At 43.6% G+C, this 23,719-nt stretch carries 18 protein-coding genes; 10 read left to right on the top strand and 8 right to left on the bottom strand.

All coding sequences use genetic code 11. The features are described 5' to 3' along the window. Positions 1-291: 291 nt before the first annotated feature. Both CHB62_RS01175 and aspA read left to right on the top strand, forming a co-directional pair. Positions 292-1,500: a porin gene (locus tag CHB62_RS01175; protein WP_089365349.1), complete on the top strand. Its 1,209-nt coding sequence runs from the start codon at positions 292-294 to the stop codon at positions 1,498-1,500. A gap of 228 nt (positions 1,501-1,728) precedes the next feature. Further along, complete coding sequence (gene aspA / locus CHB62_RS01170; protein ID WP_009011043.1) at positions 1,729-3,141, top strand: aspartate ammonia-lyase; 1,413 nt, start codon at positions 1,729-1,731, stop codon at positions 3,139-3,141. Between the two features lie 501 nt (positions 3,142-3,642). On the opposite strand, the gene CHB62_RS01165 is transcribed toward aspA, so the two are convergent. The 4 genes from CHB62_RS01165 to CHB62_RS01150 all read right to left on the bottom strand — a co-directional run bounded on the left by CHB62_RS01165 (position 3,643) and on the right by CHB62_RS01150 (position 10,411). Then, a complete protein-coding gene (locus CHB62_RS01165) occupies positions 3,643-4,176 on the bottom strand; it encodes a hypothetical protein (RefSeq protein WP_089365348.1) in 534 nt (177 codons plus the stop codon). Positions 4,177-4,400: 224 nt separating this feature from the next. Beyond that, the gene (locus tag CHB62_RS01160) at positions 4,401-5,330 is read right to left on the bottom strand and encodes a DUF7017 domain-containing protein (protein WP_089365347.1); all 930 of its coding nucleotides are present in this window, start codon (positions 5,328-5,330) and stop codon (positions 4,401-4,403) included. Positions 5,331-5,429: 99 nt separating this feature from the next. Next, entirely contained in the window at positions 5,430-7,193 is a 1,764-nt protein-coding gene (locus CHB62_RS01155; protein WP_089365346.1) for a RagB/SusD family nutrient uptake outer membrane protein, read from the bottom strand. 29 nt (positions 7,194-7,222) lie between these two features. Beyond that, complete coding sequence (locus tag CHB62_RS01150; protein ID WP_089365345.1) at positions 7,223-10,411, bottom strand: SusC/RagA family TonB-linked outer membrane protein; 3,189 nt, start codon at positions 10,409-10,411, stop codon at positions 7,223-7,225. A gap of 359 nt (positions 10,412-10,770) precedes the next feature. Between CHB62_RS01150 and yfcE the strand changes: the two genes are divergently transcribed. Beyond that, the gene (gene yfcE / locus CHB62_RS01145; RefSeq protein ID WP_089365344.1) at positions 10,771-11,310 is read left to right on the top strand and encodes a phosphodiesterase; all 540 of its coding nucleotides are present in this window, start codon (positions 10,771-10,773) and stop codon (positions 11,308-11,310) included. A 91-nt stretch (positions 11,311-11,401) separates the two neighbouring features. Here yfcE and CHB62_RS01140 read toward each other — a convergent pair whose 3' ends face one another. After that, positions 11,402-12,427, bottom strand: coding sequence for an acyltransferase family protein (locus tag CHB62_RS01140; protein ID WP_089365343.1), 1,026 nt, complete (start codon positions 12,425-12,427; stop codon positions 11,402-11,404). A gap of 444 nt (positions 12,428-12,871) precedes the next feature. Next, a complete protein-coding gene (gene ruvB / locus CHB62_RS01135) occupies positions 12,872-13,906 on the bottom strand; it encodes a Holliday junction branch migration DNA helicase RuvB (protein ID WP_089365342.1) in 1,035 nt (344 codons plus the stop codon). A gap of 261 nt (positions 13,907-14,167) precedes the next feature. Between ruvB and CHB62_RS01130 the strand changes: the two genes are divergently transcribed. After that, the gene (locus tag CHB62_RS01130) at positions 14,168-15,103 is read left to right on the top strand and encodes a YitT family protein (protein WP_089365341.1); all 936 of its coding nucleotides are present in this window, start codon (positions 14,168-14,170) and stop codon (positions 15,101-15,103) included. A 161-nt stretch (positions 15,104-15,264) separates the two neighbouring features. On the opposite strand, the gene CHB62_RS01125 is transcribed toward CHB62_RS01130, so the two are convergent. Together CHB62_RS01125 and CHB62_RS01120 are read right to left on the bottom strand one after the other, a co-directional pair. Beyond that, positions 15,265-15,879, bottom strand: coding sequence for a glutathione peroxidase (locus CHB62_RS01125; RefSeq protein WP_089365340.1), 615 nt, complete (start codon positions 15,877-15,879; stop codon positions 15,265-15,267). Between the two features lie 158 nt (positions 15,880-16,037). Continuing rightward, positions 16,038-16,730 (bottom strand): SIR2 family NAD-dependent protein deacylase, encoded by a 693-nt coding sequence (locus tag CHB62_RS01120; protein WP_089365339.1) that lies wholly within the window; start codon positions 16,728-16,730, stop codon positions 16,038-16,040. 256 nt (positions 16,731-16,986) lie between these two features. On the opposite strand from CHB62_RS01120, the gene bamJ reads away from it, so the two are divergent. The 6 genes from bamJ to CHB62_RS01090 all read left to right on the top strand — a co-directional run bounded on the left by bamJ (position 16,987) and on the right by CHB62_RS01090 (position 23,637). After that, a complete protein-coding gene (bamJ, locus tag CHB62_RS01115; RefSeq protein WP_089365338.1) occupies positions 16,987-17,592 on the top strand; it encodes a BamJ family beta-barrel-assembly machinery protein in 606 nt (201 codons plus the stop codon). A gap of 90 nt (positions 17,593-17,682) precedes the next feature. Beyond that, positions 17,683-18,591, top strand: coding sequence for an FKBP-type peptidyl-prolyl cis-trans isomerase (locus CHB62_RS01110; protein WP_089365337.1), 909 nt, complete (start codon positions 17,683-17,685; stop codon positions 18,589-18,591). A 401-nt stretch (positions 18,592-18,992) separates the two neighbouring features. Next, on the top strand, positions 18,993-20,003 hold the full coding sequence (locus tag CHB62_RS01105) for an FKBP-type peptidyl-prolyl cis-trans isomerase (RefSeq protein WP_089365336.1): 1,011 nt from the start codon (positions 18,993-18,995) through the stop codon (positions 20,001-20,003). A gap of 170 nt (positions 20,004-20,173) precedes the next feature. Continuing rightward, positions 20,174-20,641, top strand: a complete 468-nt coding sequence (locus CHB62_RS01100; protein WP_009011028.1) for an Lrp/AsnC family transcriptional regulator — start codon at positions 20,174-20,176, stop codon at positions 20,639-20,641. Positions 20,642-20,692: 51 nt separating this feature from the next. Further along, positions 20,693-22,555 (top strand): gamma-glutamyl-gamma-aminobutyrate hydrolase family protein, encoded by a 1,863-nt coding sequence (locus CHB62_RS01095; RefSeq protein WP_089365335.1) that lies wholly within the window; start codon positions 20,693-20,695, stop codon positions 22,553-22,555. Between the two features lie 65 nt (positions 22,556-22,620). Further along, complete coding sequence (locus CHB62_RS01090; RefSeq protein WP_009011026.1) at positions 22,621-23,637, top strand: M28 family peptidase; 1,017 nt, start codon at positions 22,621-22,623, stop codon at positions 23,635-23,637. The last annotated feature ends 82 nt before the right edge of the window (positions 23,638-23,719 follow it).

The raw sequence follows: 23,719 nt of genomic DNA, 5'->3' as shown, positions 1-23,719 counted from the left end.
TTTCTTCTTTAGATTTTTTGCCCCTTTAGCTTGCTATATGACGCTAAAGAAAGTTAAATGCGATATTTTTATTTATCTCAAATGAGTGACCTATCAATATTTTTCCTACTTTTGTGAAACAAACCATTACGTTGAAAACAACACTCTCTATAAGGGTTACTATCTTCTTAGATGTAAGTCTGTTACGGCTAAAACAACCATTAATAGTTTGGATAATGCTGGGTAAGGAGCGTGTTCGCCTTCTTTAGTAGGGGTTATCCTTAAAAATATTAATGAACTAAGACATATATCATGACGAGGAAGACACTATTGTGCTGCTGCCTGTTAGCGCTTTCTGTAAGTATGAACGCACAAGACAATCATGGCTACGGAGGTGATGATGGTCACTTTAAATCGCTTGCTGAAGAGGTGACAAAGCTGAAAAAGAGTAGTGATATGTTCAATGTCTATCTCAATACTGCCGCCAGTGCACAGGTGGAGACGGACCATGATCACGAATGGAGCACGGGCTTTAAGAATAAACACTTGCGCCTTGAGATTAAAGGTAACTTAACTGATAAGCTATACTACCGTTTCTGCTATCGTATGACTAATTCGAACGTGGCAAGAAGTGAGGATAATTTCGCCCGATCTACCGATGTCGTGATGATTGGATATAGGTTTTCTGATAAGCTTTCGGTTGAGGCTGGTAAGATATTCCAGCCCTTAGGTGGCTATGAAGTGGATGAGAACCCTATCTATATCTATGAGTATTCGGACTTGACTGGTGGCTTGGAGTGCTATTTGGGTGGTGTTGTCGTTAATTATAAACCTGTCCCTACACAGGAGATTGTCGTTGGTGTGACCAATGCGCACAATGATAAGTTTGCTGATGTGTATGGTGATAACTCCCTGGCAATCGAAGGTGACGGTACACAAAACCGAATATTGGAGAAGACACGCATCCCACTCGGATACAGCTTGGGCTGGAATGGTAGCTTTCTGAACAATAGGTTGCTCACGAGATGGTCGTGGGGAATAGAAGGAGAAGCCCGACATAAGTATAGTCGTATGCTTATCCTTGGCCAGAAACTGAATTTAGACAGACTGCAATGGTACTTTGATTATATGTATCAGAACGATGGACTCGACCGCTTTGGCTTGGCATCAAGAGAAGTGAGGGATTTCTTCCCAGCTGTTGGAGGGGAGGTTTGGATGAGCGATGTGTACTATACGTCGTTCATAACAAAGCTTAATTGGCAGTTTGCTCCACAATGGAATCTGATGTTGAAAGGCATGCATGAGACGGCAAGTGTTACGAAGGTCGATCGTTTCAAAGACTTCCGTAAGAGTTACGGATATGTCGGCAGCGTGGAGTATTACCCTGTTAAGAGTCAAGACTTCCGTGTCTTCTTGGCTTATGTGGGGCGTAAGGTGACCTATAAGGATGGTGTTGGCTTGGATAAATACAATACTAACCGCATTGAATTGGGCTTTAAGTACAGAATAAAGGCTTATTAAATGTAGGATACAAAAGGATTGGAAAGATGCTGAAGGGCGCCTGTCAGACTGCTGTACCTCAATGGTTAAGGAGGTGTGAAACGGCTTGTCGGCCTCAACGGACAGCCTAATAGCAGTCGTAAACGCTGCCTCTATTGGTCCTCAGAAACATCCTCATAAATGAAAAAAACTGTTCATTCTCTTCCCACATGCGAACGAGAATAACGCTAACTTTATCAATATAGAATCATGGAAGAAAAGAAATTTCGTGTAGAAAGCGACCTCTTAGGTGAACTAAAAGTACCAGAAGAGGCTTATTATGGCGTACAAACACAGCGTGCCATTAACAACTACCACATCTCACGCAAGCGTATGTGCGACTACCCAGACTATGTCGTGGCAATAGCTTACGTCAAATTAGCTGCTGTAGAGACTAATCGTCAACTCGGTGAGATTAGTAACGAGGTGGCTGATGCGATGTCGGAAGCATGCCGCGAAATCATCGATGGCAAGATGCACGAGAACTTTGTGACCGATATGGTACAAGGAGGTGCGGGCACATCTGTCAATATGAATGCCAATGAAGTTATCGCTAACCGTGCTTGCGAGATTATGGGTCATAAGAAGGGAGAGTTCCAGTACTGCTCTCCTAACGACCATGCTAACTGCGGACAGTCAACGAATGATGTCTATCCAACGACTATTCGTCTGACACTTATCCTACTGAATAAGAAGCTTGTGGCCTCTCTTAGCGAGCTTATCGCTGCTTTCCGTAGAAAAGGGGAGGAATTTAAGCATGTCATTAAGATGGGACGTACACAGCTGCAGGACGCTGTTCCTATGACAAGCGGACAGGAGTTTAATGCTTTTGCGAATACTTTGGAGGAGGAGATAGCTAACTTAAATCGTAATGCTGCCCTCTTACATGAAATTAATATGGGTGGTACTGCGATCGGAACTGGTCTTAATGCTGCCCCTGGCTTCCCTAAGATTTGTGCAGAAAAGCTCAGCGAACTGACGGGAATGGAGTTCATTGCTGGTGTTGACCTTGTCGAGGCAACCCCTGACACTGGTGCATACGTAAGCTATTCAAGTGCGTTGAAGCGTCTTGCTGTTAAACTTTCTAAGATTTGTAACGACCTCCGTTTGTTGGCATCTGGTCCTCGTTGCGGTCTGAATGAGATTAATCTCCCACCGATGGCACCGGGTTCAAGTATCATGCCAGGTAAGGTGAACCCTGTTATCCCTGAGGTTACGAACCAGACATGTTTCAAGGTAATCGGTAACGATACGACTGTGATGATTGCTGCTGAGGCTGGTCAGTTGCAGTTGAATGTGATGGAACCAATCATCACTGAGTGTCTTATTGAGGATCTAACATGGTTGCCTAACGCAATGGACACGCTGCGTGAGAAGTGTATCGACGGTATCACGGTGAATAAGGACCGTTGTCTTGAGATGGTTAAGCACTCTATTGGTATCGTGACAGCACTTAATCCATACATAGGATACAAGAATAGCACGAAGATTGCTAAGGAGGCGCTTGCAACAGGAGGCTCTGTTTACGACCTCGTACTCGAACACAAGCTGCTTTCTAAGGAGAAACTCGATGCTATCCTATCACCAGAACACATGCTCGCACCAGAGGAGAGAGTGAAATAAAATGCTTTTTTTCGGTCGTGTAGACTAACAGCACATAGCTGTTCCTCGCATGATTACTATAGTGAAGATGCCGTATCTGTGAGTTGGATACGGCATCTTTTGTTTTATAGGGGCTGTGGGTGTTGCCTTGCATAGCGCTGACAAGATGCTTTATATGGCCTAAAACCAGTGTGTATGATTGCTTTTTCCCCTCTGACAGATGGGATTTACCGAATTTTTTTCATGAAGAAAAATATTTTTCTTCATGAAAAAAAATATTTCCTGTCGTGAAAATAATTATTTCTTTTCATGAAAATAATTTGAATTTGACGTGGTGATGTCTCCTTGTCGCTGCTCGATATTGTGCGTTTTCAGTCTCGGTGATGTATTAATTGGCCATTACTTGGCGAAAAGAAAAGTAGAGATTGAACGATAAATGTCCAACCTCTACTTCCTTGATATTGGTATATTCTGGGTCATTCCACGGTTTAGGAATGTATTAATCTGCCGTGAACAAGAGAGTTAAATGTCGTTTGGGCTTTTGAAACTCTTGATGTATTTTCCTTTCTCAAAGTAATGAAAACTGGCGTAGTTCAGTTCCTTGTCTGTATGTCCAGTCAAGGGTAAATAGAAAAGATCATGGTATTTTGCTCTCCATTTAGTCGAGAACTGCTTCGTATCAATCATCAGCATAGGGAAGGTAGTATGCTTTTGTTTGAATATGTCGTCATATATATTCGATATGACAAGGACGTTAATTCCCTTGTCTTTGCACTGAGATACTAAGGCTGAAGGCGACACACAATAGGTTGAACGACAAAAGGGTGTATAGTCATATAGCAGTACTCTATCGTGTGATTCGATGTATTGTCTCACCTGATTAATGCTGACTGTATATACTTTTGAGAAGTCATGAATAGCATCAATATCGTCTTCAAGTGTTACGACTCTCTCCTTTTGTGTAGCTGAAAGATGTGAATAGCCCGAAGTTAAGCCTCCTATTTGACAGGATGTTAAGCCCAAAAGGAATAAAGCGGATAGATATAAGTGTTTCATAAAGCTGATGAAAGTGTTTTACAACATGTTTTGCAAAGGTATTAAAAAGGTAGTGGAATCGATAAGAAATTATTAGAAAATGACAAAAGAAGGGATATTTCTTTTTGTGGGGTAGTAACGATGAGCTTACAGTGTATTGTTAGTTGCCGTTTAGATTATGCTATGTAAGAATCTGTCCAAGCCTTGCAAATCTTGAACAATATGGTAATTGGGCATGTGAACGACTATCTTGCAAGCTCTTTCAATACTACTTCTTGCTCCCTATAGAAGCTCTTTTCGTTAGCTTCTGATACTGGTGCTATATCTGCCAGACTTGCAACAAGGTTCTGCATCTCCCATGTGATGGAATAGCCTAACTGCTTGCGCATAGCAATACATTTATCGAGTTCGTAACGAGCACGGGCTTTGTCTCTTCTGAAGAGTAGCCCCGCAAGGGTAAAGCGCATGCGCTGTCGGAACTTTTCCTCACGTTGTACAGCGATGGCTTTACAGAGAAGTGCAATCTTGTAGCGCTCATCGTCAATGAGTTCGGATAGTTCGTGAAAGAGATAAGACTGTCGGTGGTTCTTGATAAGATGGGTGTAGATGTTGATAGCCTTGTCCTTCTTGCCCATAATCCGATATATCATCGCCTTGTAACGTTGGTTGTGCATGTTATAGGGGCTGTGTTTTAGCGCCTCTGCTAATATCGGTGCAGCCTTCAACGCCATGTCAACAGTAGGCTTACTCTCCACCTCCTTGAAGACTTTCCCTACTATACGCATTCCTATAGAGGGTATTGGATGGCCGTTCCCTTGCTCCATTCGCCACTCATCGTCCGTTAGTCGGGTGATACCCCATTGTGTTATGAAATCGAGCATGGAAAATCCTGGATGGTGCTCGAAGACCAACAAGGCAGCACGCATTAAAGTGCTCTGTCCTTTAAGGTCCTTGTCGTCCATCGTAGGATAGAGCCTCAACAGACTTCGGAATATCTTATAAGCTTCTTCTAACTGCCGCTGTTGATAGCGGAGCTTCATCATGTCGACCCCTACCCAGAACATGGCAATGGTGGTATAATGCCCTTTGTGGACCGCATACATAGGGAGAATGGCTGCGTAAGCCTCTTCTGTTCGCCCTTGTTTACGAAGTGTAAAGATGTCTCTTATCTCCATCTTTCCTCTATTAAGAAAGCAGACGCCAAAGACGAAACAATAGGTTCGCCTCTTAGCGTCTGCTTTTTATTTAACAACTATCTGTCTTAACATCCGTTATTATTGATTTGTTACTGTCAAACTACCAGATGTGTCGGGGTTAGGTTTACATGCTACATTGTTGTGTGTCTCGTATTCAAGGATGAAGAAGTTCATCCATGGGCATACATAACCTTCCTTAGAATTGATGCGAGCAGATGGTTCATAATTGGTGTTGTCCTTTCTGCGCACCTGTAAGCCAAGACGTTTATAGTCGAAGTAAGTGATTCCCTCGCCCCAGAACTCTATGCGTTTCTGTATCATAAGTTCTTTGATAAAGTCCTCCATCGTGGTGGCATTGTTTGCTTGATAGGAGTTGTCGGTGTAACGATAAGTGTTTATAAAATCCTTCAGAGCCGTAACACCTGCTGCAACACCATCTAAATGAGCAGTCGCTTCGATGTCGATAAACTTCATCTCCTCCATGCGCATCAATGGAAGACTTATGAATTGTCCCTCGTAAGTGTCGGAGATGTTACCCTTTGCTGGGCGGAACTTGATGTTAGCATAGGCTGGTAGCTCCTTCCATGCGTCCTCGTCTAAGAGGGTTAACTTCTCCTTCTTGGTGCCAATCGTAATAGAGTCGTATTTCTCGTAACCCTCATGTGTACCTGCTGCGGTCGGGTCAATCCATGCATAATGACGCCAGTCGCCTTCCGGCATCTTGTCGTATAGGGCACTACCAATCATACGTGTTGCACCGTATGTGCCAGCAAGTCCCCAATTAGTCTCCGATGTCACGGTGCTGGTAAAGGTGTAGTACATATAGCTGATTTGCTCACGTGTGGTATAACCTAATTTCCACATCCATGCTTGATTGTCCTTGTTAAATCCGTCTTGTGTGCTAAGCCACTGGGCTTCGGTAACTGGACTGTAACCACTGACAGCCTTACGAGCGTAGGTGCGTGCCTTTTCGTAGCACTCACGGGCGGTGGTTATACCTAACTTGTCATACTCAATACTTGCTGAGTCCTCGGCTGTAACGGCTGCAGCAAGGTCGGCACTGCTCTGGTCGAAACGGCTTGCCATCTCCATCCAAAGGCGGGCCTTGAGTCCATAAACTACACTAAGGTCAGGCAAATTCTTGTCGGGACGTGCGTAGTTGGCCAAGTACTCCTCTGCATGGTTGAGGTCGGTAAGGATGAAACGATACATCTTGTAGAATGGAGCACGTGGATTGTGGCGCTGCATCTCTTTAGTTGTTTTCTCGGTGACAATAGGAACTGTGAGTCCCCATATCCCATCTTTTGATGCCTTATCATCAAGACTTGCAATGCCAGTCTTCTTGAACTCGAATTGACGAGCTATATCGAGATAAGCCATTGCACGGTAAGTTAGAGCTATACCTAAGTAGTTCTTTGAGGTAGGAGAAGCCGTGGCTGGGTCTACGACACTTGTCACATTATTACAGGTGGCAATGAAATCGTAATAGAAACGATAGGTGTAATAGGCCTTAAAACGGGTGTTTACGCCGCTTTCGACCGTTGTCCAATAGCTGTAGTTACTACTGTATACAGGGATATCACTCCCTAATACTTCCCTATAAAACATCTGACAAGGATAGCCCCAGTCGTTTAGTGGATCGCCTGAACCCCAAGAGTCGAAGGTTATCATATAAGAAAGGATACCATTAATAAGTCCTTCTTGTGAGGAAGATATCTTCTTTACTTGGTCAGAAGTCAGTACCTCTGATGGTTCTATACTATCGATACAGGAAACAAGACCGAAGGTTGCTGCTGCAACGATAGTCAATGATATGATGTGATTTGATATTAAGCGTTTCATAATGACGTAGTATTAATGTGAGAAGATGGTTAGAAGCTTAGTTTAATACCACCAGAGATGGTTCTCGTAGGGCTATAGGTGGATGTACTACTTCCTCCTGAGAAAGAGCCACGTGGGTCGAATCCCTTGCGTTTACTCCAGAAGTACACGTTATCAGCAGCCACATAAATGCGTATGTTATCTAATCCTATCTTGTTTACCCATATCTTAGGTAGGGTGTAGCCAAGGTTGATGTTCTGTAGAGATAGATAACTGCCACTGATAAGGAAACGGTCGCACTGAGCGCTGACACTTGGGTCGTCATATTGCCAACGAGGTATATTACTGGTCGGATTACTTGCTGACCAAGAGTTAAGAACGTCTTTATGGATTGCTGCACCTCCTAAGGTACCACTCGGTGGACCCATATAACCTGCATAACCATTGTCGTATGAGAGTCCTCCTAACGAATAAGCAAAGGAGATAGAGAAGTCGAAACCATACGCATTCAGCGTTGTTCCGAAGCCACCATAGACGTCTGGGTGTGGACTTCCGCATGAGTAATAAGACGCATTACCGTATACATCTGTCGTTTTAAGGGTTCCGTCAGAGTCTGTGTAGTACCACATAGCCTTTCCTTCATTAGATACACCAGCATAACGTGGCATGTACCACTCGTAAATAGGGAGTCCCTCTGCATAGAGTCTATCGCCACTACTATACCCAGGGTGGCCATCTACGACGAGATCAGCTTTGAGTACGTCAGCGAGTTTGGTAATTTCATTCTTGTAAGTAGTGGCATTCACGTTGACATCCCATGATATATTCTTAGTCTTTAAGACTGTAGCAGCGAGGTCAATCTCCACTCCGTTGTTCACCATATCACCTATATTGTCGTACGTTCCCTTGTAGCCTGCAGAGTAAGGGGCAAAGACGAAGCATAGCATATCAGTCGTTTTCTTATAGAAGTATTCGATACTTCCACGCAAGCGGCTATTGAGCATTTCGAAATCGAAGCCTGCATTGAAGTTGTTATTGGTCTCCCAAGTGATATTAGGATTACCCTTCTCAGATAGAACTAATCCAACCTTATTATTTGTGTTAACGATACTGTAGGTGTCAAGATAGTGGAAATCACCTATATTATCATTACCTTGCTGACCAAAAGAAGCTTTTAGCTTGAGCATATTCAACCAACGATAAGGTTTCATAAAAGACTCTTTCGTAATGGTCCAAGCACCACCAAATGAGTAGAAATTGCCCCAGCGGTGGTCTGGGTCAAATCGGCTTGATGCATCACGACGGAAGGAAAGACTTGCGAAGTACTTTTGGTCGTAGTCATACTGGCCTCGGAAGAAGAAACCCTCAGACTCATACTCTCCATTACCAGACTCTCCTGTGCTATCCAACTTTATTGCTCCGGCAAGAGTTTGGTTGGTGAAATAAGATGCCATACCAAGTTTACTACCCCACAAGTTTTCGTAGCTGTAGCGATAGAACTCATGTCCAAGGAGTAACTCCATGTGATGATGACCGAAGTCGTGGTTGTAGTTGACGAGTTGTTGGAAATTATAAGAGTACGTTTGGTCGCTTGTTCTTGTCACAACACCCGTAGGGTAGGCTGTATGACTATATCCATAGAAAGGCTGTTTAGTCTCAGTTGCACGAGAGTTGTTGACAGTCACCGTACCATTAAGGGTAAGTTTTAATCCCTCAAGAGGCATGATATTCGCATAACCATGGAGCGAATACATATTAACCTTTGAACTATTCGTATTTAGAGCATTCTCTTGTAGTGGGTTGATATTAGGTAGCATCGGACGTCTAAGACCAATGACAGCACCATTACCATAGTCAAACATCTGTCCATTCTCATCTGTTATGATGTTTCCTTGTTCGTCTCGAATAAAGGCAGGGTATATTGGAGCGACATTATTCAACTGATAGAAAAGACCATTACCGTCCGATGGTATCACATGGTATTTAGCGCGAGATAAATTCATGTTCGTACCCACCTTCAACCATTTACGTGCCTCGTAGTCAGCCTTAGCACGAACAGTGAGACGGTCGAAGTCCGAGTGGTAAGCAACACCCTCATTGTTTAAGTAACCTAATGAAAGGTAGTATTGCATCTTCTCGCTACCTCCTGTCAAGTTAATATCATATTCTTTGCGCATTCCATTACGGAAGGCATAGCTCTTCCAATCGTCTGGTATGATAGTATAACGCTTCCCATTATGTTCAATGACACGCCCTAATGTAGCGTTAGGATTCATGTGTCCATCAGCTCCAATGAGCTGTTCTCCATTCGGAACAGTAAATATTGGATATCCCAGACCACCTGATGCACCAGATGAGACGAGCTGTTTGTTAGCTTCTATTACGGCTTGAGCAGGAGTCAAGCCAAGCCCATGTAACTGATAATTATAAAGTGCATCATAGTAGACCTCATAGTACTTAACAGGGTCATCTATGGTCTCATAGTTACGATTAATACGACTATTCGTACCCCATCTCATGTCGACAGATATACGGGCATTGCCCACCTGTGCATGTTTAGTAGTCACCATGATAACGCCATTGGCTCCACGTGCTCCATAGAGTGCGGTTGAAGACGCATCTTTCAGGACGGTTACAGAAGCCACATCGGCTGGGTTAAGGTTATTCCAACCGCCATCATAAGGTGCACCATCCACTATAATCAATGGACTCTGCCCTGCACTAATACTACTAAAGCCACGTACACGGATAGAAGGGGTAGCTCCAGGCTCACCACTGTTGTCTATAATCTGAACACCAGCAGCCTCACCTTTCAAACTACTCATCACGTTATTGACTTGTTTATGCTCAATCTTTTTAGAGTCAACAATAGCTGCAGAGCCTGTAAATGCCGAACGTTTCTGCTCTCCGAAGGCCGTAACAACCACCTCGTCAAGCGCTGAATTGTCATTAAGCATCGTAATCTTCATTGTCGGTTTAGCAAGACCTGTAAAAGTCTTCATGCCGACATAAGATACTTCCAACTTAGCACCAGACTTGACATTGGCAAGTGTAAACTTACCGTCCATGTCTGTTGCTGTTATTAGTTTGCTGTCCCCGACTACTTGAACAGTTGCACCAATAATCGTTTCGCCTGTTTCGTCAACTACAACACCTGTGGTTGTGAATACCTGTTGGGCAAAGCTGGCGAGTGTCGACAGCATCAATAGGGTAAATAAAAAGAGTCTTTTCGTATTCATAAGGTTGGTCTTTATGTTATTTCCAAGTAAGGTTGATTGTAATAGATAATTATGTCGCAAATATAGCTAAAAGTTTCAAACAATCAAATAAAATCAAGGAAATAATTTAAAAAAATAGTATTTAATGCTATTAGTCTGTGTTAGTGTTATTTATACAAGTATGCTCTTAGACTACAGTGTCTTCTTTTTACATATTTCTCTGTGGCCTTTTATTATCAAAAGGTTACCTCGTTTTAAGTGCTTTCAACAGTCGGCTTTCTCCTGTTTGATGGTCTGTAATGTGTTAGTTGGGGTTAAATTAAAAGGTTATATGGGAAAATAACATTACCTTTGCCACGTAAACAATCAATGAAAGTGATATGAAGTATCTATTGGTATCAGATATCCACGGATGTCTACCAGCACTGGAAAAGGTGCTACAGTTCTATGATCGCGAGCATTGCGATATGCTTTGTGTACTCGGAGACATACTTAACTATGGTCCACGAAACTCTATTCCGGAGGGAATAGACGCTAAGGGAATTGTGGAAGCACTGAACAAACGGGCGAATAACATTGTTGCCGTACGTGGAAACTGTGATGCTGAGGTAGACCAGATGCTACTTGAATTTCCCATGATGGGCGACTATTTGATGTTAGTTGATGAGGGTCGAAAGCTTTTCCTGACACATGGACATATCTATAATAAGTCGTCCATGCCGAAAGGCAGTGTCGATGCGATTGTCTATGGACATACTCATCTGTGGGAGCTAACCCAGCAGGAGGGTACACTCGTTTGTAATCTTGGCTCTATCACTTTCCCAAAAGGAGGAAACGTACCTACTTTCATGACTTACGAGCATGGTGTCTTCACAGCTTATACGCTTGATGGAACACCGCTAAAGCAGGAGAGAATATAGGGAGAAATTATTAGTTTTATTAGCCCAATTAGCCCAATTAGCCTTATTAGCCCAATAAGGCTAATAAACAATAACTATCTAATCCCCCTCCTTATATCAGTCCTTTCTTGCCAAAGAAGAGCTTTGATAATCCCGTGACATCCATCAGCCACGTTATTCCATACGAGCCTGCAATGGCGAAGGCTACACTAACGACAAGGAATAACATTCCTGTTGGCTCCATACGGAGCAGTAGAGATTGATAGTATTTGGCAAGAATAGTGAAGATGGGGGAGAAGAGTAAGAGCGGTAAAGTATTACGTCCGATAAAGAGAAAGAGGTTGCGTAGGGGCTGAGGAATACCTAACTGATAGACCCACAACAGTGTACTGATAACCAAGAAAACCACACAAGCCCCTGCAAAGGTTGCTTTATCATAGTGGGAAGAGTCGATGCACCACACCACTAAAAGGCCCACTGTCCACCAACGACCAGGGAAGGCTTGGCGGAAATTACCTACTGATTGGCGCACAAGAGCACCTATAAGGAAGTAGGCCGCATTGGCTATTGAGAGTAGTCCACAGCCGTAAGAGAGCAGCCAAAGGAACAGGGCAAAGAGCGTAAACTTACCCAACAGCACCTGATTCTTCGAACTCATCATTTTGATAGGGAGTAGTGTTTTCTCTTGCTTAATACTCGATGAAAAGGCTCTTTTTGGTCTTTTGAAAGCGAGATAATACGAGATACCGCACAGCATGAGTGTATGCAAATACCAGTAAGGGCCCATCGGATGAAGGAAGATATGGTCGATCAGTATTCCTACCGTCAGATGGTTAATATGTTCACGGATAGGTAGAAGCGAAGCCATCACGGTGTATCCGCTTTCCATCAACGTATATGGAATGAATATCCAAAGCATTGTTTTCCCAAAAGCAGCCCATGACTTGTTCACATTAAACAGATAACCCGACACCAATAAGAAGCCCGGCATGTGAAAGGTATAGACCAGCTGCTTGGCAACAGGGTAGGTGTCGCCTATATAAGTAAGGTGGAAAGCAATCATCAGTGTGATGAAGACGAACTTAAGAAAGTCCAGTTCTTCCATCCTTGGCTTAGGTTTATGCATTTGAATAATCATGTCGACAAAGTTAGGAAATAAGCACGACACTTCAAAAAGATACGGTTGTAAAAGAATAATTACGCTCTTAAAACTCAGTATTTGGCTCTTATTGGCTGCTACAAGTAGGAGTTTATGGCCAATAAAGAGTATTAGTAGAGTAGGAGTCCACCTATAAGTTGAGGCTATTTCCAGTAGGAATTTTCATGCAGGAATTAGACCTCTGCGATTTTTTTTCATGAAAAAAAATATTTCTTTTCATGAAGAAAAATATTTTTTTTCACGTAAATAATTCTTTTTCTTCATGAAAATAATTTGAATGAGACTGTATGAGAGGGTAGGGGAGGCTGTGATAAAGTGTTGAATATGAGCTTTATAATGATTGCAAAAAGGCCGTTCTAAGATGATAAAAAACAAGAACTCCATTGCGTCTGTTCGGTATGAACAATTGCAATGGAGCGTTTGTTAGTCGAATAACCCTGGTTGAAGCGGGTTTGATGAACCGTAGTTTCGTCCCAAGTGGTCGTAGGCAAGCTTTGTTGCCACACGCCCTCGTGGTGTCCTCTTGATAAATCCCTCCATGATAAGGAAAGGCTCGTAGACCTCCTCAACCGTACCAGAATCTTCACCGATGGCCGTCGCAATGGTCGAAACACCTACCGGACCGCCATGGAACTTATCGATGATAGTGAGTAGAATCTTATTATCGATTTCGTCCAAACCATACGTGTCTATGTTCAATGACTGTAGTGATATTGTTGCTATTTCAGGTGTGATAGTACCATTACCTTTCACTTGTGCAAAGTCGCGAACACGGCGAAGTAGGGCGTTACAGATACGTGGTGTGCCACGTGAACGACGTGCAATCTCTACTGCAGCTTCGTCGACAATGGGCACTTTCAATAGTGTTGCTGAACGCTTGATGATACGCTTCAAGGTCTCTGGATCATAATATTCCAAATGTAGATTGATACCGAATCGAGCGCGGAGAGGGGCTGTGAGCAGTCCACTTCGCGTCGTTGCACCTATGAGCGTGAATGGGTTAAGGTCTATTTGGATAGACCGTGCCGATGGCCCTTTATCAATCATTATGTCGATACGATAGTCCTCCATCGCTGAGTAAAGATACTCCTCAACGACGGGAGAAAGGCGGTGTATCTCGTCAATGAATAGCACATCGTTAGGCTCCAAAGAGGTGAGAATGCCCGCAAGGTCGCCCGGTTTGTCGAGAACCGGACCAGAGGTAAGCTTGAAGCCGACACCGAGCTCGTTAGCAATAATATTGCTTAATGTCGTCTTACCCAATCCTGGAGGACCGTGCAAGAGGGTGTGGTCGAGTGGTTCCCCACGGAATTTAGCGGCTTCAACAAACACGCTAAGGTTCTCAACAACCTTCTGCTGTCCGCTGAAATCATCAAACTTCAGAGGGCGCAGAGCGTTCTCGAAATCTTTCTCAAGCGAGTTCTGCCTTTCTTCATGTATGTCAAATTCTTCTGGCATGTTGCTATCTTTCTGCAAAAAGATGTAAGTTTTAGAGAGAATAGACCATGTCTTCGCACATTGTTCGCATACCCCTAAAACATAGTCTTTTATGGATACATCTGCTATGCTTGCCTATGAATAGTCGAATATGGTGTTAGGTCTGTCTCTATTGGGAAGATATAATTTTCTGCAAAGGTACTCTATTTTTTCTGTGCGAGGGCTTTGTTTCAGAAAAAATATCTAAATTTGTAGCGTCATTCAACTCATATCCTTAAATATATGATTAACAAGATCAACAAGAAAGTACTGTATCGTGAAGTCTTAGACTACGTGATGATAGCCGTAGGTATGATGTCTTACGCTATCGGATGGATGGTTTTCCTACTTCCAAACCACATTGGTAATGGTGGAGTAGCAGGTTTAGCTTCTATCTTGAAATGGGGACAGAACATAGACGTAAGTATTACTTACTTTGTTCTGAACGCTATTCTCTTAGCTGTTGCATTAAAGGTTTTAGGCTTAAAGTTCTGCATTCGCACCATTTATGGGGTAGTGATGCTAACCTTAATGACGCGTGCTTTTGGGCATTTCTTCCCTAATCCGGGGCTCTTACACGGTCAGCCGTTCATGGCAGCAATCATTGGTGCAGCGTTCTGTGGCGTTGGCTTAGCCTTTGGACTGTCTTATAACGGTAGTTCAGGAGGCTCGGATATTGTCGCAGCGATAGTTAACAAGTATCGTGATATCTCCCTTGGACGAGTTATCTTGTTAGTTGATATGACCATCGTGACAGGCAGCTACCTTGTTCTTCACAGTTGGGAGCTGGTTATCTATGGTTATGTTAACTTGATTATCACGTCGTTTGTGCTCGATCAAGTTATCAGTTCCAGTCGGCGATCAGTACAGTTTCTTATCATATCAGAGCGGTATAAGGAGATTTGTGATATGATTTCGCAAGAGCAACCACACCGTACAAGTACGATAATCGATGCTAAGGGCTATTATACTGGGCATGAGATAAAGCTGGTTATAGTAGTTACTCGCCAGCGTGAAGCCTCCTATGTGTATCGAATGATTGATGAGATAGACCCTGATGCATTCGTAACTCAGAGTCAGGTAATGGGTGTGTTTGGTAAAGGATTTGATAAGTTTAAGGTGAAGAAGAAGTCACCTAATAAGAATAAGCATAACTCTACTAATCTGCCTAAGCAATAAAACGAACAAAGCCGGCTGACACGTGGTTGCGTGTTAGCCGGCTTTGCTTTGGGAGCATTGGGCTTATTGGCCCAATAAGGCCCATTGACCTAATAGGGCTTATTGCTTTATTAGCCCAATAAGGCCCATTAGCCTAACAAGGCTAATAGCCTTCTTAGCCTTTACTTCATCCTCAAAGCCGCCTTAATACCAGCCTCAACGTCTTTCATATCAGCTGTTGGTTCAAAGCGATCGATGACATGTCCCTGTCTATCTATTAGGAACTTTGTGAAGTTCCATTTGATACTTGGATCCTTGAAGTAGTCTGGGTTCTCCTTACGAAACCTCTCATCGAGGAACTTACCGATGTTATTATTCATGTCAAAGCCCTTGAATGGCTGTTGAGCCTTTAGGTAAGTGTAGAGCTGTGACTCGTTGCGTCCATTGACATTAACCTTTGCGAACTGTGGAAAAGTGGTCCCATAAGTGCCTGTACAGAAGGCATGAATGTCGCGGAAGGAGCCAGGGGCCTGTGCACCAAACTGATTACAAGGGAAGTCAAGGATGACAAATCCTTGATTCTTATAGGTCTCATAGAGTTTTTGTAAGGCCTCGTACTGTGGTGTAAATCCGCATTTTGTCGCCGTGTTCACGATGAGCAGCACTTTACCCTTGTAGTCTTTCAACTTAACGGTATGGTCATTACCGTCCTTCACACTAAACTTGTAAACATTCTTCTGAGCCATCGTTGGCAACGCCATAAGGACTAAGAAGATGATTGATAATAATTTCTTCATACATTTAATCATTGATATTCACATTCATTTAAGCCCTAATGAGAGGGTAGGGGATAAATGGTTGGTGTCGTATATATTCTTTCTTGGTTATTAATAGGGGTACAGTATTGGGAGTGACTGTCCTGTAGTTAGTTACATGTAATACTATCCTCGACTCCTTACAATAGTTTTATAAATTCTTTCATACCCTCACTTGCCCCCTTCTTGATATGTGTTAATCTACCAGAAGCACGTGTAGGCGTATCGTCAGGGTCGATTAGATAGATAGGAGTCCCTGGTCGGGTGTATTGCACAAGACCAGCGGCAGGATAGACAACAAGCGATGTCCCAATGATGACAAGCATGTCTGCCTGTGCTACAAGCTCTGCTGCAGGCTCAATCATAGGTACTGCTTCACCAAAGAAGACTATGAACGGACGCAAGAGACTGCCGTCGCCTGCAAGCTGACCTGGCTCTACCTCGCAGTGATCGGCAGGTAGTTCTACTATGTATCTATGGTCGTCAGGGTCCTTACTGGAGCACACCTTCGTCAGTTCCCCATGTAGATGGATAATCTTTTCAGTCCCTGCTTTCTCGTGGAGATTGTCAACATTCTGCGTAATCACTGTTACGTCGTAGTCTTTCTCAAGTTCTTTAATAAGGAGATGACCCTCATTAGGCTCGGCCGCATATAGCTTCTTACGCAGACGATTGTAGAAGTTATTGACAAGCGTAGGGTTAGCAAGCCAGCCCTCGTGGGTAGCTATCTGTTCAACAGGGTAGTCTTCCCATAATCCATCATTACCACGAAAGGTCTTGAAGCCGCTCTCCACGGACATTCCAGCACCTGTTAAGAATACGATTCTCTTCATATTTCGATCTTTATTGAGTTGAGGCTTGAACAAGGAGAATATCTAATAAGCACCTATTCCATAAAGTTCTTGAAAGGAGAGTATGGCAAAGAGAATGCCAATAGATTATCTTTCAGAATTTAGGTAATAAGTTACAACTTACTAACTAATCCTCCGTTCTCTATGACAAATTTAGTAATTTTAATCCGATTAATGCCCTACTATACCTTAAAAATAGTATCTTTGCACATTAATTATTAACATATTAAGAACAAGAATGGATAAATTAAGCTATGCACTGGGGATCGGTATCGGTTCACAACTTGCTGGAATGGGTGCAAAAGAACTGAATATTGACGACTTCGCACAGGCTATCAAGGATGTTATTTCGGGTTCACAGCTGAAAGTTGACAATGTTGAAGCACAGACACTGGTACAGAATTTCTTCCAAGAGCAGGAGGCTAAGCAGCAAGCAGCAGCCGCTGAGGCTGGTAAGGCAGCAAAGGCTGAGGGCGAGGCTTTCCTTGCTGAGAATGGTAAGAAGGAGGGTATTGTTACCTTACCATCAGGTTTACAGTATCAAGTGTTAAAGGAAGGCAATGGTAAGAAGCCTTCTGCAACAGACCAAGTAGTATGTCATTATGAAGGAACGCTGATTGATGGTACTGTCTTCGATAGTTCTTATCAGCGCAATCAGCCTGCTACATTTGGCTTGAATCAGGTTATCCCTGGTTGGACCGAGGGTGTACAGCTTATGCAGGAAGGTGCTAAGTATCGCTTCTTTATCCCTTATAAGCTTGCATACGGTGAGCGTGGTGCAGGTGCACAGATACCTCCTTTTGCTACACTCGTATTTGATGTAGAGTTGATAGAGGTAAAATAATGAGTATTGTAGGCGGTTGAAAGCGGTCGTATCGTTGGTTCTCGCCTACTTTAATAATATTGCTTAAGGAACTAAACAAATAAAAGTATAATGAAGAAAGTTTATTTATTAGCTGCTATGGCTATTGCAGCTGCAGGCTTCACAGCCTGTGGCAATTCAGCTCCAAAGGAGAGTTTGAAATCTGATGTAGACTCTTTGAGCTACGCATTCGGTGTTGATCAGGGTCAAGGTGTTAAGCAGTATCTTCAACAAATGCAGATAGATACCGCTTACATAGACGAGTTTGTAAAGGGAATGAACGATGGTGCGAAGAATGCCGACGATAAGAAGCGTGCTGCTTACAATGCTGGTGTAAGCGCAGGAATGCAGATGAACATGGTTATCAAGCAACAACTCAATCGTCAAATCTTTGGTGAAGACTCAACAAAGAGCATCTCTTTGGATAATTTCCTCGCTGGTTTCGCAGCAAGTGCAAAGGGTAAAGGCCAGAAGATGACCGTTGAGCAGGCTCGTGAGATTGAGCAGAAAACATCAAAGGCTATTCAGATGAAGACTGCAGAGAAGACTTACGGTGCTAACAAAAAGAAGAGTGATGCCTACATGGCAGCCAACGCCAAGAAGCCAGGAGTGAAGACTCTCGGTCATGGTGTACAGGTGAAAGAACTCAAGGCAGGCTCTGGTGCTACTCCAAAAGCTTCTGATGTAGTTAAGATTAACTATGTTGGTAAGACTATCGATGGTAAGGTCTTCGACCAGCGCGATGGTGCTACAATGCCTGTAGGAGGTGTTATTCCAGGTTTCACAGAAGCTTTGACCAAGATGCCTGTTGGTGCTAAGTGGGAGATTACTATCCCTTATACAGCAGGTTATGGCGCTGAACAGCCAAGTCCAGACCTCAAGCCATTCTCTACACTCGTGTTTACTGTAGAATTGCTCGGTATCGAGAAGGCTCCACAAGGGCAGCCTGCAATGCCACAGCAAGCACCTGCTGTAAAGTAATGAAGGCTTAATCCTATTTCGATGAGGCTTCCTTTCCTTTGCGAAAGAGCGTCTGTTGAATTCCTATTTCACGATGACTGCGAATTTTTTTCATGAAAAAAAATATTTCTTGTCGTGAAAAAAAATATTTATTCTCATGAAAGTAATTATTTATTTTCATGAGAATAATTCAATAATGAGACTCTTGTAGCATGGAAAGGAAGATGTATAGATGGTTAAAAGACTATCATTAGTCATCGAAAAAACGCTTAGAGCCAATGGTTTAGACCCTGAATAAACCTCCAAAAAAGCAGACAAGAGGGCATTAAAGTTCGACAGATGGAAAACAGAAGTTCTGCTGATACTATTTAATCTACACCCTCTTAAAATTAAAAACATCTTTTCTTTAAAACGACAAAACAATGAAGAAAGTAATTATACTGGCTCTGCTCATCGCAGCAGGTTCAGTCTTCAACTCTGCAAGTGCACAGAGTAAGAAGAAAAACAAGGCCGGCAAACAGAATACTGAGTGTCAACTGGCTTGTAAAACAACTCCTGTAGAGTTAAGAACACCGTCTGATTCGTTGAGTTATGCGGCAGGTATGGCCATGACTCGCGGTCTGAACGATTATCTCGCTAATCAGTTCGGGGTGAAAGAAGCCCAGATGCCTGACTTCCTACGTGGCCTGCGCCAAGGAATAGACCATCGTAAGGACTCTGCCTTTGCTGCTTATGTAGCCGGATTAGTCATCAGTTCGCAGGTAGAGAAGACGATGTTGCCTAATGTCACAGCCCAGTTCGAGGGTACACCAGCTCCTATTAATGCCGACTTACTCTATCGAGGATTTGTAGCAGCACTTGCAAAAGACTCTACAGTACTAAAGCAAGCAGTCGCTGAGCAGCTCTTTGAGATGAAACAAGTTGAACTGAAAGTAAAGAAAGAGGCTGAAGCAAGGGCTAAGAATGAGGCTTATCTGGAAGAAAACAAGAAGAAGGCAGGGGTTGTAACACTCCCTTCTGGTTTGCAATACCGTATCATTAAGAAGGGTGATGGCGTTCTTCCAAAGGATGGCGACCGTGTTCAGGTAAGCTATGAAGGTAAGACTGTTGACGGCAAGGTGTTTGATGCCACATCACGTCATGGTGTTGAGTTTGATACCTTCAATGTGAATGGACTCATAAAGGGCTGGACCGAGGCTCTAAAGATGATGCCTGTAGGTTCAACATGGGAGATTGTTATACCAGAAAACTTGGCATACGGCGAGCGTGGCGCAGGTCGTGACATTGCTCCATATTCAACACTTATCTTCACACTCGACCTTAAAGGCATTGAAGCCCCAGCCGAAAAGGAGAAGAAAGTAGTGGAGGCTGCTAAGTTGGTACCCGCTAAGAAAGCCCCTACACAGAAGTCAAAGAAGACTATGAAAAAGTAAGGTAAGAGCCGTGAAATACTGTTCTATTCCTTAAAATAAAGACAAAATGCGCCCAAGAGGCGCATTTTTTCTGTCATATTGTTGCCTGTTCCATATTAATTCCCTACTTTTGCTCGCTATCAATTTATATCTTTCAATTATCGAACCAGTAATGTAATCCAGCCTTGAATATGGAAAAAGTAGACCGTTTAGACAAGAAGATATTAGGTATTCTATCGCAGAATGCACGCATGCCATTTAAGGATGTGGCCGCTCAATGTGGTGTGTCACGTGCCGCTATACACCAGAGAGTACAGCACCTCATAGAGAATGGTGTTATTACGGGTAGTGGTTTCGATGTCAATCCGAAGAGTTTAGGCTACAGCACCTGCACCTACGTGGGTCTTAACCTTGAACGTGGCTCTATGTATAAGAAGGTAGTTGAGCGCATAAGTGCCATCCCCGAGGTCGTTGAATGCCATTTTACTACAGGTCCTTATACAATGCTTGTCAAGCTATATGCCAAAGATAATGAGCAACTCATGGACCTTCTTAACAATCAACTACAAGGTATTGCAGGCGTGGTATCGACTGAGACGCTTATATCTCTTGAACAAAGCATTAAGAGAGAGATACCTATTGTAGAGGAACTCCTCTAAGTCTCCCTCCCAACTAACAATGATTAAACGACTTATTAAATAGTATTTAAAATGCAATATGATATTCAGGAACACCTTGAAAAGGTGTATGCCACATTCCCAGAGGCTAAGCGTAAGCCTATAATAGGTATTACAACCAATTATATGAATGGTGATGCAGCGTTAAGGAATGTCTATTATAAGCAGGTGGTAGCGGCTGGTGGCGTTCCAATGTTGGTTCCTCCTATTGCTGATAAGGATGTTCTTGTCAATACACTCGACCATTTAGATGGCCTTCTCCTCACTGGTGGGGCCGATATTAACCCTCTTTGGTACGGAGAAGAACCCTCAGCTAAGCTGCACAACATCAATGCTGAGCGTGATCTACCAGAACTTATGCTAATTCGTTTGGCCTATAATCGACAAGTGCCTATCCTTGGTATCTGTCGAGGAATACAAAATCTTGCTGTCGCCTTAGGCGGGAAAATACAGCAGGACATCTATGAAGACTATATCAAAACGGATGAGACTGTAGAGAAGAAGTTGAGCAAAGACAAGACTATCACAACCTTTCATGCTGCAACACTCAAGCATTCACAGGACGCAGAACGCAGTGAAGCGACGCATAGCGTGACTGTTCTCAAGTCTTCTGTACTCTATGCTCTCTACAAGGAAGAACGCCTCATGGTCAATAGTTTCCATCATCAAGCGGTGAAGGAGGCTGGAAATCGCTTTCGTGTGACGGCTCTCTCTCCCGATGGAGTTATCGAATGTATAGAGAGTAGTGAGTTTAAGCCTATCATGGGAGTACAGTGGCATCCTGAATGGATGGGTGAAGAAGGCGGCAAACTATTTCAGTGGCTTGTCGGACAGGCTAACAACTTCTATCTTGCTAAGCAACTTCACCAGCGTATCCTGACGCTTGATACACACTGCGACACGCCGATGTTCTTCCCACAAGGCGTCCACTTTGAACAGCGCGACCCTCGTATTCTATACGATCTACACAAGATGACGGATGGAAGACAGGATGCTGTGACGATGGCCGCATACCTTCCACAACCGAAGATAGGTGAGTCTTTCTCATCAAAGATTGATGTTGAGGGGCTAAAACGCTTTAATCCTAACCTTACAGAGGTGTTAGATCATCTCTCACCTGCCGCTTATGCCGACCTTATCTTCGATAAAATCGAGGAAATAGTCAAGCAGAATCAACGTTATATCAGTATAGCTCGCACCCCATCCGACCTCTATGAAGACAAGCGTAAGGGGCGTAAGAGCATCATGTTTGCCATTGAGAATGGTCTTGCCTTGGAACATAAGCTTGAGAATGTCAAGCATTTTGCACAGCGAGGTGTGACCTATATTACCCTTTGTCACAATGGTGACAATGATATATGCGACTCTGCACGAGGCTGCAACACCCATGGTGGCGTAAGTAAGTTTGGTGAGGAAGTCATCAAAGAGATGAACCGCAATGGTATTATGGTCGACCTTAGCCATGGCGGAGAGAAGAGTTTTTATGACGCATTAGACATCAGTTCGATGCCAATCGTATGTAGTCATTCAAACAGTAAAGCACTCTGTGACGTCCCTCGTAACCTTACTGACGACCAGATGAGAGCCTTGGCAAAGAAGGGTGGGGTGGCCCACATCACGCTTTATCAAGGTTTCTTGAAGAAGAGCGGAGAGGCGACAGTGATGGACGCCATAGCCCATCTCGAGCATGCCATCGACATCATGGGTATCGATCATGTAGGAGTTGGCACCGACTTCGACGGTGATGGCACTGTAAGAGGTATGTGTGATGCCAGCGAAATGATAAACTTCACCCTCCATCTCCTCCGTCGTAAGTACAGCGAACGAGACATAGAAAAGATATGGGGAGCCAACTGGCTTCGTGTAATGGCAAAGGTACAGAGTGTAAGAAAGTAAACGAATAGAATCGTCTTCAGCTACTTTTTAAATAGAGGTGGCGGAGAATAAGAACGTAATCAATGATGAGAACAAACTTAAATCCCCTTTTTGGTTGCCTCGTGGCAGTGTTGCTTACAACCGTAACGTTCGGCTGTAAGGGTAAAGCAAGTAGTAATGTGAATACTACAGACACTGTTGCTACGGCCAAACCTGTCGGTCCTTCGTTCAATGCAGACTCTGCCTACGCTTTCACAGCAGCGCAGTGTGCGTTTGGGCCACGTGTGATGAACTCTGCTGCCCATGACAAGTGTGGCAAGTGGATAGTAGAGAAGTTCAAGCAATATGGCTGTGAGGTCAAGGAACAAACGGCTGACTTAAAAGGCTATGATGGTACGGTGTTGAAGTCAACCAATATCATTGCACGATTCAATCCACAAGCTAAGAGACGCATCTTAATATGTGCGCACTGGGATAGTAGGCCTTGGGCAGACAACGACCCAGACTCGACTAACCACAAGAAACCTGTTATGGCTGCCAATGATGGGGCCAGTGGTGTGGCTGTAATGCTTGAGTTAGCACGTCAGTTGCAGGCCGATAAGAAGCTAACAGTGGGTGTTGACTTCGTTTGTTTCGATGCAGAAGACTGGGGAGTACCGACCTGGGCGACTGGATATCAGAATAGTGAAGACTCTTGGGCATTAGGTGCTCAATACTACGCAAAGAACTTCCCGACAGCAGTTAAGCCTCAATTCGGTATTCTTCTTGATATGGTAGGGGGCGAAGGAGCGCAGTTCTATCGCGAGGGTATGTCTGTCCAGCTTGCTCCTGACGTCGTTAGCCGTGTTTGGGAAGCTGCTAAGTCGGCTGGCTATGGCTCTTATTTCCCAGACAACATCGGTGGAATGGTTACAGACGACCATGTTCCTGTTAATCAGTATGCTGGTATTCCTACCGTAGACATTATTCCTTACTATCCTGATTGCCAACAAAGCTCTTTCGGTCCGACCTGGCATACGGTCAACGACACGATGGAGCATATTGATAAAAATACGCTGCAGGCAGTAGGACAGACTGTTATTCAGGTGTTGTATTCATTGTAAAAGAGTAACGGTAGACGTTTTTATTACTCGTGAACATAAGAGGCTGGAATTCTGTAAGGGATTTCAGCCTTTCCTTTTCTTG

Origin of the sequence: Prevotella jejuni (assembly GCF_900187995.1) — a bacterium.
GTDB lineage: Bacteria > Bacteroidota > Bacteroidia > Bacteroidales > Bacteroidaceae > Prevotella > Prevotella jejuni.
This window is presented reverse-complemented; position numbering and strand designations above follow the sequence as displayed.